Raw genomic sequence first — 14,115 nt, 5'->3', positions numbered from 1 at the left:
GGACGCGAACCAATCTATCCACACTCGAGTCGCCAGCCATGAGCCAGTTGACCAGCAGACGCGCTTTTCTGAGCGCACGTATCCTACGGGAGGATCCTGATGCGATCCGACCGCCGGGTGCGGGCGTGACAGGCTTTGCCGATCTGTGCACAGGCTGCGAAGACTGCGCCGGGGCCTGCCCGGAAGAGATCATCACATTCGACAACAGCGGTTTTCCGGTTCTGGATCTTTCTGCAGGCGGCTGCACCTTATGCGGTGCATGTGCCGAGGTTTGCCCGACCTCGGCGCTGTTGCCCGAGCGTGTGGCCGAGTGGCCGTGGCGCGCACGGATCGAGGCTGCAAGCTGCCTGTCGATGAACGGGGTAAGCTGCCGCCTGTGCCAGGACACTTGCGAACAGGAAGCCATCCGCTTTCGCCTGCAACTGGGCGGGCGGGCTGAACCGGCGCTTGAAACCGAAACCTGCATCGGATGCGGCACATGTTCTGCCGCCTGCCCCGCCGGGGCCATCACGATGCACCGCCCCGCCCCTTTGCACCCGGAGGTGACCCAATGAATATCTGTGGCTGTCTTGTCCACATCGCCCCCGATCACACCGACGCCGCGCGCGCGGCGATGACCGGCACCGATGGCGTCGAGCTTCATGCCGAGGCCGAGGATGGCCGGTTCGTCGTGGTTGTCGAGGATACAGCCGACCGGCTGGCCTCGGAAACCATCATGGATCTGCACCAGATCCCCGGCGTGATCTCGCTATCGCTGACCTATCACCATTTCGAAGATCCCGCGGAGGCTGCTCCGCGTCCTGATGCTCCAAGCCAACCGTCCAGCAGGAGGCCCATGCAATGACCATCTCTGAATCCCGTCGTACATTTCTGAAAGCGTCCGCAGCGGCTGCCACGGCCTCGGCTGCCGGCATTCCACTGGCCGCTGGTTCGGCCAGCGCCCAGGCCGCCGCGCCTGATATCCGCTGGGATAAGGCCGCCTGCCGGTTCTGCGGCACGGGCTGTTCGGTTCTGGTGGGCACCAAGGATGGCCGCGTAGTCGCCACGCAGGGCGACCCGGATGCGCCGGTCAACCGGGGTCTGAACTGTATCAAGGGCTATTTCCTGTCCAAGATCATGTATGGCAAGGACCGCCTGACCACGCCGCTTTTGCGCAAAACCAACGGCGAATATGACAAGAACGGCGAGTTTGAGCCGGTCAGCTGGGACGAAGCCTTTGACGTCATGGCTGCCAAGTGGAAAGAGGCGCTGGCCAAGAAAGGCCCGACCAGCGTGGGTATGTTCGGTTCCGGTCAGTGGACCGTCTGGGAAGGTTATGCGGCGGCCAAGATGATGAAGGCCGGATTCCGGTCGAACAACATCGACCCCAATGCGCGTCACTGCATGGCGTCGGCCGTGGTCGGCTTTATCCGCACCTTCGGCATCGACGAGCCGATGGGCTGCTATGACGACCTTGAGCACGCAGATACGTTTGTTCTGTGGGGGTCGAACATGGCCGAGATGCACCCGATCCTGTGGTCGCGTCTGACCGATACGCGCCTGACCAAGCCGGGATGCGAAGTGCATGTTCTGTCGACCTTCGAGCACCGTTCGTTCGAGCTGGCCGACAATGGCATGGTGTTCAACCCGCAGACCGATCTGGCGATCCTGAACTACATTGCCAATTACATCATCCAGAACGGCGCGGTGAACGAAGAGTTCGTCAAGAACCACGTCAACATCACCAAGACCGCCACCGATATCGGTTATGGCCTGCGCGACAATCATCCGCTGCAACAAGAGGCCGCGAACCCCAATGTCGGCAAGATGGAGCCGATCAGCTTTGAGGAATATGCCGAGGCGGTATCGGCATACACGCTGGAATACACCTCGGAGCTGTCCGGCGTTCCGGCGGACAAGCTGGAGCGTCTGGCCCAGCAATATGCCGACCCGAACCGCAAGGTCATGAGCCTGTGGACCATGGGGTTCAACCAGCATACCCGCGGGTCGTGGGTGAATTCGCTGATGTATAACGTGCACTTGCTGGTGGGCAAGATTTCCGAGCCCGGAAACTCGCCCTTCTCGCTGACCGGTCAGCCGTCGGCCTGCGGAACCGCGCGTGAGGTCGGCACTTTTGCCCACCGTCTGCCTGCCGACATGGTTGTCATGAATGACGAGCACCGCAAGATTTGCGAAACCGCCTGGAATGTGCCAGCGGGTACCATTCCGGCCAAGCCCGGCTTTCACGCCGTGCTACAACACCGCAAGCTGAAGGATGGTGATCTGAACGCCTATTGGGTGCAGTGCAACAACAACATGCAGGCCGCACCGAATATCAACGAAGAAGGTTATCCCGGGTATCGCAACCCCGAGAACTTCATCACCGTTTCAGACCCCTACCCGACCGTCACGGCCGTGTCCGCCGACCTGATCCTGCCCACCGCCATGTGGGTCGAGAAGGAAGGTGCCTATGGCAACGCGGAACGCCGCACCCAGTTCTGGCGGCAGCAGGTCAAGGCTCCGGGCGAGGCCAAGTCGGACGTGTGGCAGGTGATGGAATTCTCGAAACGCTTCACCGTTGAGGAGGTCTGGGGCGAAGAGTTGCTGGCCACCATGCCAGAACATCGTGGCAAGACCATGTACGAGGTTCTGTTTGCCAATGGCAGCGTTGACAAGTTCCCGCTGTCGGAAACGGCCGAGGGCTTTGACAACGACGAATCCGAGCATTTCGGGTTCTACGTTCAGAAGGGCCTGTTCGAGGAATATGCCAATTTCGGACGCGGCCACGCGCACGATCTGGCTCCGTTTGAAACCTATCACCAAGCCCGTGGTCTGCGCTGGCCGGTCGTGGATGGCAAGGAAACCCTGTATCGTTTCCGCGAAGGCTATGACCCTTATGTGCCCGAAGGCGCGGGCGTGAAATTCTATGGCAAGAAGGATGGCAAGGCGAGCATCATCTTTGCGCCTTACGAGCCTGCGGCCGAGGAACCGGATGCGGAATATGATCTGTGGCTGTGCACTGGTCGTGTGCTGGAACACTGGCATTCGGGGTCGATGACGCGCCGTGTGCCAGAGCTGCACCGCGCCTACCCGGCGGCTGTGGTTTACATGCATCCGCAGGACGCCAAGGATCGGGATCTGCGCCGGGGTCAGGAGATTGTTCTGTCCACCCGTCGGGGCGAGGTCACCAGCCGGGTCGAGACCCGTGGGCGCAACAAGGTGCCGCGCGGTCTGGTGTTCATGCCGTGGTTTGATGAAGGCCAGTTGACCAACAAGCTGACGCTGGACGCAACCTGCCCGCTGTCGAAAGAGACCGACTTCAAGAAATGCGCCTGCAAGGTCGAGCGCGCATAGGCAACAAGGATCGTACGGGTAAATCCTCATGTCTTTTGCCGACAAACCCCTTTCGCCGCAGCGGCGCCGGTTCCTGCAGGATTCGGCGCGGGCGGCGGGCGGCTGCGTGGTCGCCGGGACGGTGCTGGCCTATCTGGCCCGCGACGCCCGCGCCCTGCCGGCCGAGGCTTTGCGCCCGCCCGGCGCGCTGCCGGAAAAGGAGTTTCTGTCGGCCTGCATCCGCTGCGGATTATGCGTGCGGGATTGCCCATACGATACGTTGAAACTGGCCGAGTTAGGCTCGGACGCGGTAGCGACGGGAACCCCATATTTCACCGCCCGGGATATTCCCTGTGAGATGTGCGACGACATCCCTTGCGTCGCTGCATGTCCGACCGGGGCACTGGACCCCTCGCTGGACAATATCGACGATGCGAAGATGGGGGTCGCGGTTCTGGTCGATCAGGAGAACTGCCTGAACTTCCTCGGGTTGCGCTGCGATGTCTGTTACCGCGTCTGCCCCGTCATTGACGAGGCGATCACACTGGACACCACGCACAACACGCGGTCGGGCCATCACGCGATGTTCATCCCGACCGTCCACGCCGACCGCTGCACCGGCTGCGGCATGTGCGAGAAAAGCTGTGTTCTGCCCGAGGCCGCCATCAAGGTGCTGCCTGCCCGGCTGGCGCGGGGCAGTTCGGCAGAGCATTACCGCAAGGGTTGGGAAGAAAAGGCCGCGAAAGGCGCGCCGGTGGTCGAGGGGATCATCGATCTGCCGGACCGTTTGCCCGGACCGGGCACGGACAATCTGGCCACGCCCGGCGGATTTGCACCGGGATATGATCTGCCGGGGGTGGGACAATGAGCGCCCGCACAGATATGCCCACAGGTCACGAGGCCATCGCCAGCAAGGGCTGGATCGGCGCGCATCGCTATCTGCTGCTGCGCCGGGCAAGCCAGCTGTTCTTTCTGGTTCTGTTTCTGCTGGGCCCATGGTTCGGCATCTGGGTCGTTCAGGGCACGCTGGCCGGGTCGCTGACGCTGGGCGTGCTGCCCTTGACCGATCCGTTCATCCTGATGCAGAGCATGGTTGCAGGCCACTGGCCCGAAATGACCGCGCTGATCGGTGGGCTGATCGTTCTGGTGGTCTACGCGCTGATTGGTGGCCGTGTCTATTGTTCCTGGGTCTGCCCGATCAATCCGGTGACGGACGCGGCCAATTGGTTGCACCGCAAGCTGGACCTGCCGAAAGGCTGGCAACCCAAGCGCGGGACGCGCCTGTGGATTCTGGCAACCGTCCTGCTTGTTTCGGGTCTGAGCGGAATGATCGCGTGGGAGTTGATCAACCCGATTACCATGCTGCATCGCGGGCTGGTCTTTGGAATGGGCTTTGTCTGGGCCCTGATCGCCGCCATCTTTGTCTTTGACGTTTTTGTCTCGCGCCACGGATGGTGCGGACACCTGTGCCCGGTGGGCGCGTTCTATGGCCTGATCGGAGCAAAAAGCCTGCTGCGGATCAGCGCCACAAACCGCGCCGCCTGCGACGACTGCATGGATTGTTACGCGGTCTGCCCGGAAAATCAGGTGATCTCGCCCGCGCTGAAGGGTAAGCCGGGAAGTACCCCGCTGATCCTGTCACCCGACTGCACGAATTGTGGCCGCTGCATCGATGTCTGCGCGGTCGACGTCTTTACCTTTACTCACCGGTTCGACGACCACGTCGTCCAACCTTCCGATCCAGTTGCCGCGCCCGAGCCGCGCGCCGCCAGACCTATCTAGGGGAGTGCCAAGATGAAAAAATCAATCGTTACAGGCGGAATTGCCCTTCTACCCGTATTATTGCTGAGCGGATGGGCCCTCGCGCAATCTGCTCAGGTTGAATCCCTGCGCGGTGCGGATGTGGATGAGCCGGTGCCGCTGGACCAGATCCACCGCAATGTCGAAGGGCGCCAGCAGCGCAATTACCGGCAGCAGCCGCCAGTGATCCCGCATTCGGTCGAACAGTACCAGATCGACATCCGTACCAACCAGTGCCTGTCCTGCCATGACTGGACCAAAGCCGGTGACCGCAACGCGCCGACGCTGTCGATGACCCATTATCTGGACCGCGAAGGCCGCGAACTGGATCGGATCGCCGGAACCCGGTATTTCTGCAACCAGTGCCACGTACCGCAGGCCGACGCCCCACCGCTGGTCGACAACGTGTTCCAGCCCTCCGCCGGCAATTGATCCAACGCAAGACTGAAAGGAGCACCGATATGGCCGACTCTCCTGAAAACCGCGGCTTGCTTGGTCGCCTCTGGAACGCGATCTGGACGCCGACGGTGCTGTTCAGTTCAGGCTTTCTGGTCCTGTCCGGATTTCTGGCCGGTATCCTGTTCTGGGGTGGATTTCACTGGACCCTTGAGCTGACGAATACCGAAGAATTCTGTACCTCGTGCCACACGATGGAAACCAACCTGGGCGAGTATCGCGAAACGGTTCATTACAACAACCATTCCGGCGTTCGCGCGATCTGTTCCGACTGCCACGTGCCGGATGAATGGAGCCACAAGATCAAAGCCAAGATCATGGCCGTCAAAGACGTCTATCATGAGCTGGCCGGAACCATCAGCACACCCGAGCAGTACGAAGAGCATCGCCTGAGCATGGCTTCGGCCGTCTGGAAGAAGATGAAGGAATCGGACAGCCGTGAATGCCGCAACTGTCACAACTTTGACTACATGGACTTTACCATTCAGGAAACCCGCGCCGCGTCGGAACACCAGCGCGCCATCGACACCGGCATGACATGCATCGATTGCCATCAGGGCATCGCGCATAATCTGCCCGCGAACTATCTGGAACAGTACCAGAAGATAAGCGAGGCCGTGGAGGGCGTGGTTCTTCAGGAACATGCTTCCGCCTCGGGCAGCGACATCCGCGCGTTTCTGAACAACAGCTCGAATTAGGGTGGGGGCAGACATGTTAGACTTACTTGGAACAATCGGCGCCAATGTCCTGGGCCTGCCCGGCATACTGGGACTGGCGCTTGGAATGATGACCCGCAAGCTGTGGTTGGGCGCGGCACTGGGGGCCGGTGTCGGCATTCTGGAAACGCTGGTTTTCGCCGGCTTTCAGTTTGCCCATGTGGAAGCGCTGGAACTGGGCATCTCGGTTCTGGTCGGGCTTTGCGCGGGCAGCCTTGGCACTGCCATCCGCCTGAAAGGCGCAACCGTCTGAAGAAGACACCGGTTCTGCCCATTGGTGGAACCGGTATCCTGCCGGGTCACGTTTCCAGCGCCAAAGCGGGTGCTTGTACCGCGCGCGACACGTCCATTGACGTAACGGAAGCGTTTAAAGAGCGCGGCGGCAACGAAAATCGGCAGGATCTGGTTTTCGCATTTCCACAACTTCGACAAAAGCGCACGAGGCCCTAGCGCCAAGGGCAAAACACCCGTTCCCATTTTGCGCGGCAAGGCAGCAGGCCAGGCCCGAAATCGCGCGTGAAAAATCAACATGAAACCGAAAGCCAATGATTTGGCAAGAAAAATTCAAAGTGGAGTGGAAATTCGATACGACATCTGTCACAGCAGATAACAAGTTAACAATGGTGCCCCTGCGTCATGTGGATAGAACGTAAATTCCTCTCTATTTTTGCTTATACAAATACAATATGTTTTGAGGGGAATAAGGGGGGAAAAAAAATGGGCGGGGGCGCAGAACGATGACGGGGGTCCTTGAGGCATCGCCGCGTATCTCAAAAGTTCTTCAACTGGCTGATCTGGAAAACCATGCCACCCTGTTTCGGCAGGAAGGCGTGGATGATGATATTCTGGACGAGCTGACAGATCCCGAACTGCGTGATCTGGGGTTGACGGTTGGCGAACGGAAACGGTTTCGCAAGGCGCAGGCCCGTCTGAAATCTGAGGAAGCATCGACCCGGCAGGAGCTTAGGTCCGAAGCCGAACGGCGGCAGCTTACGCTGGTTTTCTGCGATCTCGTGGGGTCGACGCAGCTGGCCCAGCGGTATGACCCGGAAGACCTGATGCAGATCATGAATCTGTATCTGGATACGGCGATCGGCACCCTGAAACAGCATGGCTGTCATCTGGCCTACAGGCAGGGCGACGGGATCATGGTCTATTTCGGATATCCCAAAGCCATGGAGGACGATGCCGAACGCGCCGTTCGCGCCGTGCTGGAAACCATCGAAGCCGTACAAAACCTTGAAAACAGGTTTGGCGAAAAACTGGATCTGCGCGCGGGAATTGCCACCGGTATGGTTGTTGTGGGGGTGGTCTCGTCGACAAGTCTTGGGTCGCAGGACTTTCTGGTCGGTGAAACCGCGAACCTTGCATCCCGCCTGCAAGGTCTGGCCGAGCCGGGTGAAGTGATCGTTTCCGCAGAGACGTGGCGATTGACACAGGGCGCATTCGAGTTCGAGCCCCGTGGCAGCCAGAACCTGAAAGGGTTTGACAATCAGCGCACCGTTTATCGCGCAATTTCCGAAAGCGTCGCGACCAGCCGGTTCGATGCGCGTGTCGGACAGTCAGCTGTTGATCTTGTCGCCCGGGGCGACGATCTTTCGGTCCTGACGCAGCTTTGGAAAGATGCACAGGCGGGGTCCGGCAGGTTTGCGTTTGTCGGTGGCGCCGCAGGCATTGGCAAATCGCGGTTGATCAAGTCCCTGTCTGAAACAATTGGCGTCAAACCCTTTACCTTGCAGTGCATTCCGCATCTGGCCAGCCTTCCGCTTCACCCGATCGTGGGAGAGTTGAGGCGTGTCTCAGGCGACAAGTCCGATGACAGCATCCGGGGCGCGATTTCCGATTTTGTTCAGGCCGCCTCTCGTCTGAGCGACGCGGATTTGCCTGTTCTTCTGGATATGGCCGGGGTCGAAACGGGCGCAGCGCCGGATCCCGACCCCCTGAAAAAGGCCCGCAAGTCGCTGGACGTGTTGTTGCGCAGCCTTGGCAGCCTGTGTGACAGGCGCGGCACCTTGTTGCTGGTGGTGGAAGACGTGCACTGGGCTGACGCAACCACGCTGGACGTGCTGGAGGCGCTGGCATCAGGACTGGACGGGTTCCCGATACTTGTGGTCCTGTCGCATCGCCCTGAATATGAGCCGCCAGAGCATTACGAGGGCCGCGCGGCGCGCATCGATCTGACGCCTCTGGCCGGCAGTGAAGCCTCGGAACTGGTCCGGCGCGTGGCCGAGCCGTACAGTTTGCCGGTCATCCTGATCAGGCAGATTGTCGAGAAAGCCGATGGCGTGCCGCTTTACATCGAAGAGATGACAAAGGCGGTTCTGGACCAGCTGCCGCAAGATGCGCCGATCAACGCCGAGGTTCTGGATGCCCTGAGTATCCCCGCAACCCTTCAGGATTCGTTGATGTCGCGTCTTGACCGGATGGAAAACGCCAAGCCCATTGCGCAGCTTGGGTCTGTTATCGGGCGCAGTTTCACCTCGGCGATGATCCAGGCGGTGGCGCAGGAAGACATGGATGTGGAAAGCGCGCTGATGCAGCTGATGGCGGCCGGGGTCGTGCTGATCACGGGCGAAGCCGGAACGGCCACCTACACGTTCAACCACGCGCTGGTTCAGGATACGGCCTATAACTCGCTGCTGCGCGAAGACCGGCAGAAGGTTCATCTGAAAATCGCCCGGGCCTTGCTGGCCGGACATAACGCATTCGGGAACCCCGCCCCCGATACCGTGGCGCATCACTGCGACCATGGCGGGTTGAAGGATGAGGCGGTGTCCAACTGGTTTACGGCAGGCGAACAAGCCCTGACGCGGTTGGCGAACCTGCCTGCGATCTCGGCGTTTCGCGCGGCACTGCGCAATATCGGAACGATGCCCGCCAATGCCGAGCGTGACGGATTCGAGCTTCGGGTGCAGATGAATATCCTGCCAGCTTACATGGCGATCTATGGATGGTCCTCCGATCAGGTCGGAGAGACAGCCGCCCGCGCGATGGAGCTTGCCCATGCATTGGGCGATGGAGAAACCCTTTTCGCGGCCACCTTCTGCCGCTGGACCAATTTCTTTGTCGCGGGCCAGATGAACCGCGCAATGGAAATGGGACAGGCCCTGGACGCGATGGCCGGTATGAGCGGCGACCCTGTCGCCAACGTGCTGGCGGCCCGCGCGCTGAGTTTCACGCATTACTTCCGCGGGGAATTCGCGGATTGCGAGCAGCAGCTTGACCGTGCCTTTGCCCTGATTACGCCCGAGCTGGACATGGCCATGATGCCGATGACCCAATCCTCGACCACGGCGTCTTTGCTGGCCATTCAGGGGTGCCTTCTGTGGCAGCAGGGCAAGTTTGATGAGGCGGAGGCCGCACGTCTGAAAGCCATCGACGTCAGCCGGGCACTGAACCACGCACCCAACCTTGTCTACATCATGGGCGCGTGCAGCATGTTCCTGCCCTACGCGGGCGAGTGGGACCGGCTGGATGTGACCATGAAGGAAGCCCGCAAGATCGCCGACGAGGAAGGGTTCCTGTATCTTCACGCCATGCAGGATATCTACATGGGTCTTGCACAGGCGGGAAAAGGAGACATCGAGGGCGTTCCGGCCCATATCGAGGCCTGCATGAACCTGATCTCCAAGTCTGGTGGAAACTTTACTTTTCCGCAGAATCAGATTGTTCTGTCTGAGTTGATGATCGATCACGGGGATATTGATCAGGCCCTGGACCGGCTTGAAACCGTGTGTACCCCCGGTTGGGAACGAGGAGAAACGCTGAACAAACCGGAATATCACCGCGTGCGGGCCAAAGCCTTTGCTGCCAAGGGTGATCGGGACAGCGCGATTGCCGAGGGTGAACTGGCATTGGCGCTTGCCCGCGAATGTGGTGCCGTTGTTCAGGAACAACGCGCCGGGGCACTTCTGGACAGTTTGACGAAAGCCGAATGAACGAGACGGACTGCCCGGCCAAACAGGGCAGCATCACCAAGAGGGATTTACAATGACCGATGCATTGGATTGGAACACCGAACAGTGGAATGCCGTTAACAAGGCGGTCCATGATGAGGCGCTGCGTGCGCGGGTGGCTGCGAGCTTTCTGCCGCTTTATGGGCCGCTGCCTGCGGACACGCAATCTGTTCCCCTGAACAAGCTGGGTCTGGTCGACAACGCATCAGGCGCGGCCAAGCGTCTGGAAGTGAATGATCATGACACCCTGCGGCTGACGACGGTTTCCGTCAACGTCTACCTGAAAGGCGCGCAGGTGGCTGATCCGGAACTGGCTGCGGCCATGATCATGTTCCGCCGGGCCGCCGCCGTCGTGGCCAAGGTCGAGGATGACATCGTTTTCAACGGCCAGCCAGGCAGCAGCGAAGCCCCCAAACATGCCGGTGGCGCACCTGCCGATCTGCCGCCGATCTATACCGTCAGCGGTGGCGGCAAATATCCGGGGCTGCTGGAGGCTGGCGAAGGTCAGTCCATTTCGATCAACGGGAAGAAAAAGCCCTGTTCCGGCCCTGAAGTATTCGAGGCCGTGGTTGCGGGCATCAACAAACTGGAAGCGCACGGATACCTCGGACCTTTTGCCTGCGTGATGGGTAACGGACTGTTTCAGGCCGTTACCACGCCGATCGAAAACTCGATGGTGCTGCCGCGTGACAGTATTCTTCCGTTCCTTGACGGCCCGCTGCTGAGATCGGGCACCCTTCCTGCAAACAAGGCAGCACTTGTATCGCTGCAAGGCGCGCCGGTCGAGATTGTCGTGCCTTCGGATATCGCGGTGAAGTATCTGCAAACCTCGTCTGACGGTGAGCACATCTTCCGCGTGCAGCAGAAGTTCCACCTGAGGATCAAAGAAGCACAGGCGATCTGCACCATTACGTGCTGACCGGAGATCTGGTCATGGGGGAGTTTACAGACCGGGGCGTGACATTGCGTTGGTCCGAGCTGATCAACGAAAATGGGCTTAATCGGGTGCTGATCGAAGCCGGACCCGCCGTGTCTTCGCATGACGTGGTGCGTGTGATCTGTTCCGAAGATGGTGGCCCCGAACGCGCCATTCGCGGCTGGCCCTTGCATTGCGACCCCAAGACCGGGTTTCAGCAGTTTGCAGCCATGCTGCCATCTGTGACCCAGGAAAAGACATTGACCTGGCGACCGGTGCTGACGACCGGTGGTCGCGAATATGATCCCGGCCCCGGAAAGGCCCCCGAACCTGCGCTGCCAAGCCCGGCAAAGCCAGTCACGCAAGTGCCCGCGCTTGAACATGTGGGCAGGTTTGTGGTGCCGTTCACCGACGAGTTCTATCCGTCGGGGGAAACACCGGACGGCATCTGGCTGCATTTCGGGATCAAAGAGGGCGGAACGGTTGAAGGGCCTCATCTGAAGGGGACGATCGATCCGCTGGGGGGCGACTGGATGCGCGTGCGGTCCGACGGAGTTGGGCTTTTGCACGCCCGAGCGCTTATTCAACCCGTTGAAGGGGGTGCGCCGATCCTGTTTGAAGATACCGGCGTGTGTGACTTTGGCCCAGATGGGTATGCCGGGCTGGCGAAGGGCACTCTGCCCGCCTCAGCCCCGGTCCGGCTTGCGCCGCGATACCTGACGTCAAACCCGAATTATGCCTGGATGAACAGGTTGCAGGGGTTCGGCATCGGCGAAGCCAGCCTGTCCGATATCACTCTGCGCTTTGACGTCTATTCCGCGAAAGGAACATCCGATGGCTGAAAAGGTTGTCATATTGGGCGGTGGCGTGGCCGGAATGAGCGCCGCGCATGAGCTGATCGAGCGCGGGTACGAGGTCGAGATTCACGAGCGCCAGCTGATCCCCGGCGGTAAGGCACGCAGCATCCCCGTGATGAAGGGCGAAGGCGATCACGGGTCCAAGGCGAAACACATCAAGGCGCTTGAACAATGGGCCGAGATGGACGGTGCCAGTTATCCTCCAGGCGTGAAACGCCCCTGGTTGCCCGGCGAGCACGGGTTCCGGTTCTTTCCGAATTTCTACCGCCATATCACCGATACGATGGCGCGCACGCCCTATTACGGCAAAGGCACCTGTTATGATAATCTGGTGTCCACCACTCAGGTTCTGGTCAGCCAGTTTGACGACCCAGGCATCATCGTTCCCGAACGGTTCCCCCGCACGCTGAAAGACGTGGCCGACGCGCTCAAGACGGTTGCATTCACGCTCTCGCCCCGGGACCAGATCGCCTATGAGGATGTCGAACATTTCATCGCCTGCATGTGGCGCATCGCGACATCCTGCAAGGAACGCCGGTTCGACGAATATGAACGCATCGGGTGGTGGGATTTCATCGGTGCCGAACAACGCTCGGAAGCGTATCAGAAGTTTCTGGCCATTGGCCTGACCCGTTCGCTGGTGGCCGCGAAGGCGACAACTGCCAGTACAAAGACGGTGGGCGACATTGCCGTTCAGCTTCAACTGGGTATCGCGACGCCCGAGCCGCATGGCAACCGGCTGTTGAACGGTCCCACCAACCTTGTCTGGATACAGCCGTGGCTGGATTACCTCAAAAGCAAGGGGGTCGTGTACAAGTTCAACTCAAAGGTCACGGGCATCGACTGCCAGAATGGCCGCATCGTCAGCGCGACGGTTGAACAGGATGGCGAAGAAAAGCAGGTCACCGGGGATTGGTTCATCAGTGCGATGCCGATCGAACGGATCGCGCCCCTGATCACCCCTGCGATGACGGCAATCGACCCGTCTCTGGCCAAGCTGCCCCTGCTGGCCGAAGATGTGCAATGGATGAACGGAATTCAGTTCTATCTGACCAAGGATGTTGAACTGACGCACGGCCATGTCATTTTCATTGACAGCCCATGGGCCCTGACCGCGGTTTCGCAAAAACAGTTCTGGTCGGCCATCAACTTTGAAAACTGGGCAGAAGGCAAGACCAAGGGTTTGCTTTCAATAGATATTTCGGAATGGGACAAGCCGGGCCTGAACGGAAAAACCGCGCGTGATTGCAGCCGCGAGGAGATTGCGCAAGAGGTTTGGGAACAGCTCAAGCGGAGCGTCAACGTGGATGGCCAGACCGTCCTGCGCGACGAGGACATGCATTACTGGTTCCTTGATCCGGATATTGTGCAGGATCCCAACGACCCCAAGCGCCAAACCAATGTGGAGCCGCTGTTGGTCAACCGCATCAACAGCTGGCGGTTGCGTCCTGAGGCGGCCACGTTGATCCCGAACTTCATGCTGGCATCGGATTATGTGCGCACCTACACCGACCTTGCCACCATGGAAGGGGCGAACGAAGCGGCACGCCGGGCGGTCAACGCCATCCTGCAACGCGGCGGATCAAAAGCTGAGCCCTGCCAGATCTGGGATCTGCACGAGCCGGATATCCTGAAACCGCTGCGCGCCTATGATTTTGCCCGTTATCAGGCCGGCCTGCCCTGGGACAACCGGTTTGCGGTTGCGGTCGAAGCCGCGCTGAGGATGGGACAGGATGCAGTGGGTGTTGAGCGTGGCGGCGAAGGGCCGCTTGCCGTCATTGCGAAACCGGCTACGGAATATTCAAAACCCGGCGGGATTACCGAAGACCCAGCGATTGCGGACGCGTTGCGCATGATCTGCCCTCCGAAAGAGCTGTTTGACCTGATGGTGGCCTACGAGCCGACCGCTGATCTTCCGATCCCCGGAGAGGAGATTGCAGAGGATGTTGCCTTTGATCTGGGCCGGGACAGCGGCCAGACGGGGGTATTGTCCAAAGCCTTGCCGCTGACGGATTCACCTTTGTCCGCAACCGGACCAAACCTTGCCGAGACGGGCAGGAACGAGACCAAAACCCGTGTGATCATCACCCAGAAGGGATGAC

General features: G+C 60.1%; 12 protein-coding genes. All 12 read left to right on the top strand.

Annotation, left to right across the window (positions count from 1 at the left end; genetic code table 11):
* Positions 1-38: 38 nt before the first annotated feature.
* The 12 genes from napF (at position 39) to AC2FPW_RS03740 (ending at position 14,114) form a co-directional block, all read left to right on the top strand.
* Positions 39-554 (top strand): ferredoxin-type protein NapF, encoded by a 516-nt coding sequence (gene napF, locus AC2FPW_RS03795; protein WP_496812605.1) that lies wholly within the window; start codon positions 39-41, stop codon positions 552-554.
* The gene (locus tag AC2FPW_RS03790) at positions 551-844 is read left to right on the top strand and encodes a chaperone NapD (protein ID WP_267363554.1); all 294 of its coding nucleotides are present in this window, start codon (positions 551-553) and stop codon (positions 842-844) included. The genes napF and AC2FPW_RS03790 overlap by 4 nt, the downstream gene beginning before the upstream one ends.
* Entirely contained in the window at positions 841-3,333 is a 2,493-nt protein-coding gene (gene napA / locus AC2FPW_RS03785) for a nitrate reductase catalytic subunit NapA (RefSeq protein ID WP_480507883.1), read from the top strand. Before AC2FPW_RS03790 ends, napA begins: the two co-directional genes overlap by 4 nt.
* A 28-nt stretch (positions 3,334-3,361) precedes the next feature.
* Entirely contained in the window at positions 3,362-4,180 is an 819-nt protein-coding gene (gene napG, locus AC2FPW_RS03780; protein WP_496812604.1) for a ferredoxin-type protein NapG, read from the top strand.
* Complete coding sequence (napH, locus tag AC2FPW_RS03775) at positions 4,177-5,094, top strand: quinol dehydrogenase ferredoxin subunit NapH (RefSeq protein WP_496812603.1); 918 nt, start codon at positions 4,177-4,179, stop codon at positions 5,092-5,094. Before napG ends, napH begins: the two co-directional genes overlap by 4 nt.
* Before the next feature lie 12 nt (positions 5,095-5,106).
* The gene (locus AC2FPW_RS03770; RefSeq protein ID WP_209507029.1) at positions 5,107-5,544 is read left to right on the top strand and encodes a nitrate reductase cytochrome c-type subunit; all 438 of its coding nucleotides are present in this window, start codon (positions 5,107-5,109) and stop codon (positions 5,542-5,544) included.
* Between the two features lie 29 nt (positions 5,545-5,573).
* Positions 5,574-6,266 (top strand): NapC/NirT family cytochrome c, encoded by a 693-nt coding sequence (locus tag AC2FPW_RS03765; RefSeq protein WP_496812602.1) that lies wholly within the window; start codon positions 5,574-5,576, stop codon positions 6,264-6,266.
* A 13-nt stretch (positions 6,267-6,279) separates the two neighbouring features.
* Positions 6,280-6,537 (top strand): hypothetical protein, encoded by a 258-nt coding sequence (locus AC2FPW_RS03760; RefSeq protein ID WP_267363546.1) that lies wholly within the window; start codon positions 6,280-6,282, stop codon positions 6,535-6,537.
* A 484-nt stretch (positions 6,538-7,021) separates the two neighbouring features.
* Positions 7,022-10,222, top strand: a complete 3,201-nt coding sequence (locus AC2FPW_RS03755; protein WP_496812601.1) for an adenylate/guanylate cyclase domain-containing protein — start codon at positions 7,022-7,024, stop codon at positions 10,220-10,222.
* Positions 10,223-10,274: 52 nt separating this feature from the next.
* Positions 10,275-11,159, top strand: a complete 885-nt coding sequence (locus AC2FPW_RS03750) for an encapsulin (RefSeq protein WP_496812600.1) — start codon at positions 10,275-10,277, stop codon at positions 11,157-11,159.
* A gap of 14 nt (positions 11,160-11,173) precedes the next feature.
* The gene (locus tag AC2FPW_RS03745) at positions 11,174-11,998 is read left to right on the top strand and encodes a DUF3237 domain-containing protein (protein ID WP_496812599.1); all 825 of its coding nucleotides are present in this window, start codon (positions 11,174-11,176) and stop codon (positions 11,996-11,998) included.
* On the top strand, positions 11,991-14,114 hold the full coding sequence (locus tag AC2FPW_RS03740; RefSeq protein ID WP_496812598.1) for a hydroxysqualene dehydroxylase: 2,124 nt from the start codon (positions 11,991-11,993) through the stop codon (positions 14,112-14,114). Before AC2FPW_RS03745 ends, AC2FPW_RS03740 begins: the two co-directional genes overlap by 8 nt.
* The last annotated feature ends 1 nt before the right edge of the window (position 14,115 follow it).

It is taken from the genome of Ruegeria sp. SATB027 (genome assembly GCF_059613825.1).
This window is presented reverse-complemented; position numbering and strand designations above follow the sequence as displayed.